Consider the following 3,596-nt stretch of genomic DNA (forward strand, 5'->3'; position numbering starts at 1 on the left):
AATGGCGTTATCTGGCCGAAGGCTTTCCGGGTCAGGACAACAGTGCTCGCCCACTGAATAAGGACTTTGTGCTGAATCAGCCTGTCTATCAGGGAGCCAGCGTTCTACTCACCCGGCGCAATTTTGGCTGCGGTTCCAGCCGTGAGCATGCGCCCTGGGCGTTGATGGATTTTGGCTTCAAGGCGATCATCGCCCCGAGCTTTGCCGATATCTTCTACAACAACTGTTTCAAAAACGGGTTATTGCCCATCGTGTTGTCGGAGGATAACGTGGAAGCCCTGTTTCAGGCTGTTAATGGCAAGGAAGGCTATCGGATCACTATTGATCTGGAAGGCCAGCAGGTGATCCCCGAAACCGGTGAGCCGCTGCCTTTTGAGATTGATGAGTTCCGCAAGCACTGTCTGCTGAATGGTCTGGACGAAATTGGCTTGACCCTGAATGAAGCGGATGCGATTCGAGCTTACGAAAAAGGTCGCATGGAACGCGAACCCTGGGTTTTTGCCGACCATTAAAAGAATAACCAAGGAGGTTGTATGTTGCGTTTACTTTCATTGTCACTGGTGTCGGTATTGATGCTGGCTGGCTGTGCATCCACGGGCATGTACGATGCCCCCACCGGGGAGCAGGCGGCCACGCTGAGCGTGGATAACCAGTTGTCGGCCCCGGCAGAGCAGGGGGAAGACGCCGGCTGGCAGATGCCAACCAGTAGCGATGCCAAGGCATCCCTGTTCAAGGTGGATGGCGAGCGCATTACCGAGCAAGCGGGTGCGCAGAGTGTGCAGATTGAAGCCGGAAAGCATTCAGTGGAAGTGTTTGCTGACCAGGCGGGCATTCTTCGTTTCGGCAAGTTCCGCCACAACTTCGCACAAGGTGGCATCTATCAGGTTCGCATCAGTGCCGCTGAGGGCAAGAAAGATTACACCCTGGAGCTGGTAAAGGCGTCCGCGCCGGATGATGTTCTGGTAACCAAAGACTTTTAATCGCCCGCAAGGGCAGTAGTAGACAGGAAGCAGTAATGAGCAAGGTGTTGGTGTTGCCCGGTGACGGTATTGGCCCGGAGATCGTGAAAGAAGCGGTCAAGGTGCTGAACGTGGCCAAGCAGAAGTTCGGGCTCGAGGTGGAGCTGGATGAAGCCCTGGTCGGGGGCGCAGCGGTGGATGCGGAAAATGACCCGCTTCCGGAAGGTACGCTGGAAAAAGCCCGTGCCGCCGACGCTATTTTGTTCGGCTCCATTGGTGGTCCGAAATGGGACACCATTGAACGCGACAAGCGCCCCGAGCGTGGCCTGTTGCGTTTGCGCTCGTCACTGGGGCTGTTTGCCAACCTGCGCCCGGCCATTCTGTTTCCGCAACTGGCGGATGCCTCCAGCCTGAAACCGGAAGTGGTATCCGGGCTGGATATCCTGATTGTGCGCGAGCTGACCGGTGGCATCTATTTCGGTCAGCCTCGCGGTATCAAGGAAGAAAACGGCGAGCGTGTAGGCTTCAACACCTATGTCTACACCGAGTCGGAAATGCGCCGGATCGCGAAAGTGGCCTTTGAGCTGGCCATGAAACGTGACAAGCGCGTGCTGTCGGTGGACAAGGCCAACGTGCTGGAAGTCACCGAACTCTGGAAAGAAGTGGTCACCGAGGAGGCAAAGGCCTACCCGGAGATCGAGTTGTCACACATGTATGTGGACAACGCGGCCATGCAACTGGTGCGTGCGCCGAAACAGTTTGATGTGATTGTCACCGGCAATTTGTTTGGTGACATTCTCTCCGATGAAGCCGCCATGCTCACCGGCTCCATCGGGATGTTGCCCTCCGCGTCACTGGATGAAAACCGCAAGGGCTTGTACGAACCCTGCCACGGCTCGGCACCGGACATTGCCGGCCAGGGCATCGCCAACCCGCTGGCGACCATTATGTCGCTGGCCATGCTGATGCGTTACAGCCTGGAGCGTGGTGATGTGGCTGATGCCATTGAAGCCGCTGTAGAGCGTGTTCTTGATCAGGGGCTTCGTACTGCGGATATCTACACTGAGGGCACTCGCAAAGTGGGCACCGAAGAAATGGGCAGCGCCGTTGCGGATGCTTTGTCACAAGCATGACAGAGGCATGACGCACAGGCGCAACACGCGCATTGATTCACTGATAGAAAGGGCAACCCTTTCAGGAGACAGTTTCTAATGAAGAAAGTCGGTTTTGTCGGCTGGCGTGGCATGGTGGGTTCCGTACTGATGGAGCGCATGACTGCCGAAAATGATTTTGCAGATATCGAACCGGTCTTTTTCTCGACCTCCCAGGTTGGACAGGCTGGCCCGGACGTGGGCAAGGATATTCCGGCCCTGGGCGATGCCAAGAATATTGATGAACTGAAAGCGCTGGACGTGATCGTGACCTGTCAGGGTGGCGATTACACCAGCGAGGTTTACCCCAAGCTGCGCGAAGCGGGCTGGGATGGCTACTGGATTGATGCAGCATCCACGCTGCGTATGCAGGACAACAGCGTCATTGTGCTGGATCCGGTGAACCGTTCCGTGGTGGATTCTGCTCTGGACAGTGGCACCAAAGACTTTGTGGGTGGCAACTGTACCGTGAGCCTGATGTTGATGGCTCTGGGCGGATTGTTCAATGAAGGGCTGGTGGAGTGGGCGAGCGCCCAGACCTACCAGGCCGCGTCCGGTTCTGGTGCACAGAACATGCGTGAGCTGATTGCCCAGATGGGTAAGATTCACGGCGATGTTTCCGATAAATTGGCGGATCCTGCCAGTGCCATTCTGGATATCGATCGCCAAGTGGCGGCAAGCATGCGCAGCGATGCCATGCCCCGTGAGCACTTCGGCTTCCCGCTGGCCGGTTCCCTGTTGCCCTGGATCGACAAGGAAATGGAGAACGGTCAGAGCAAGGAAGAATGGAAAGCCCAGGCGGAAACCAACAAAATTCTCGGCCGTAGCGGCAATCCGATTGCTCTGGATGGCACCTGTGTGCGTATTGGTGCCATGCGTTGCCACGCCCAGGCGTTGACCGTGAAGCTCAACCGCGATGTACCCATGGACGAAGTGAACGACATCATTGCCAAGTCCAACGACTGGGTGAAAGTGGTGCCGAACACCAAGGAAGAGACGCTGCGGGATCTCACCCCCACCGCCGTGACCGGTACCCTGGGGATTCCGGTGGGCCGCCTGCGCAAGCTGAACATGGGCGGCGAGTTCCTCAACGCCTTCACCGTGGGTGACCAGCTACTGTGGGGTGCGGCTGAACCGCTGCGCCGTATGCTGCGAATTCTTCTCGAGCGCTAAGCGCCCAATAGAGGTAAGTGATGGATCGGTCTATCAATCTGGCCATCGTCGGTGCAACCGGCCTGGTCGGAGAGGCCATCATCAAACTGCTCGCTGATCGGAAATTTCCGGTCGGCGAGCTTTTTGTTTTGGCTTCCGAAAATGGGGCCGGCAGCAAGATCGCGTTTGCCGGCAAAACCCTCACTGTGAGCACCGCAGAGGATTTCGATTTCTCCCAGGTGGAAGTGGTGCTGTTTGCGGCGGGAGCGTCGGTGAGCCAGGCCCTGGCGCCGGCTGCGGCGGAAGCCGGCGCTGTAGTGGTGGACCTGTCACC

Annotated in this window: 4 protein-coding genes and 1 pseudogene; all 5 read left to right on the forward strand. The window is 57.3% G+C overall.

Going from position 1 to position 3,596, the window contains the following annotated elements:
• Window positions 1-512, forward strand: a 512-nt coding sequence (gene leuD, locus A3730_RS13215) for a 3-isopropylmalate dehydratase small subunit (protein WP_063538221.1), incomplete at its 5' end; no start/stop codon positions are given.
• A 21-nt stretch (window positions 513-533) separates the two neighbouring features.
• Window positions 534-980 carry a hypothetical protein gene (locus A3730_RS13220; RefSeq protein ID WP_063519624.1) on the forward strand — a complete coding sequence of 149 codons (447 nt, stop codon included), beginning with the start codon at window positions 534-536 and terminating at the stop codon, window positions 978-980.
• A gap of 35 nt (window positions 981-1,015) precedes the next feature.
• A complete protein-coding gene (gene leuB / locus A3730_RS13225; RefSeq protein WP_007151605.1) occupies window positions 1,016-2,092 on the forward strand; it encodes a 3-isopropylmalate dehydrogenase in 1,077 nt (358 codons plus the stop codon).
• A gap of 78 nt (window positions 2,093-2,170) precedes the next feature.
• Window positions 2,171-3,283: an aspartate-semialdehyde dehydrogenase gene (gene asd / locus A3730_RS13230; RefSeq protein ID WP_063521567.1), complete on the forward strand. Its 1,113-nt coding sequence runs from the start codon at window positions 2,171-2,173 to the stop codon at window positions 3,281-3,283.
• Window positions 3,284-3,303: 20 nt separating this feature from the next.
• Window positions 3,304-3,596: pseudogene (locus A3730_RS13235) on the forward strand (aspartate-semialdehyde dehydrogenase); the annotation flags it as partial.

The organism is Alcanivorax sp. HI0044 (assembly GCF_001634945.1).